Origin of the sequence: Shewanella sp. AC91-MNA-CIBAN-0169, from assembly GCF_040310165.1 — a bacterium.
GTDB lineage: Bacteria > Pseudomonadota > Gammaproteobacteria > Enterobacterales > Shewanellaceae > Shewanella.
In genome coordinates, this window is record NZ_JBEOPM010000118.1 from 1 (window position 1) to 270 (window position 270).

A 270-nucleotide genomic window follows, 5' to 3' on the forward strand; every position below is an offset into this window, starting at 1 on the left:
GCCGTCATCGCTATGAGCACAGCGTAAGCTAACGTACCGCTAAACATCAGATGTCGCTTATCCATATATTTCTTCTAAACGTAAACAAGCCACCAATCGACCATCCCATTCGCGCAGTTGTGGCTCTATTTCGCTGCATTGCTGCTTGGCATATGGGCAGCGTTTGTGTAGGGCGCAGCCACTTGGTGGGTTAAGTGGGCTTGGTAGCTCACCTTGTAGCGTCAAATCATTTTTATGGCCATTTACCGTTGGTGCAGCAGCCAATAGGGC

The 270-nt window shown here is 49.6% G+C and carries 1 protein-coding gene; it reads right to left on the reverse strand.

All coding sequences use genetic code 11. The features are described from left to right. Nucleotides 1-57 precede the first annotated feature (57 nt). Nucleotides 58-270, reverse strand: a 213-nt coding sequence (locus AAEY98_RS22350) for an oligopeptide/dipeptide ABC transporter ATP-binding protein (RefSeq protein ID WP_351019778.1), incomplete at its 5' end; no start/stop codon positions are given.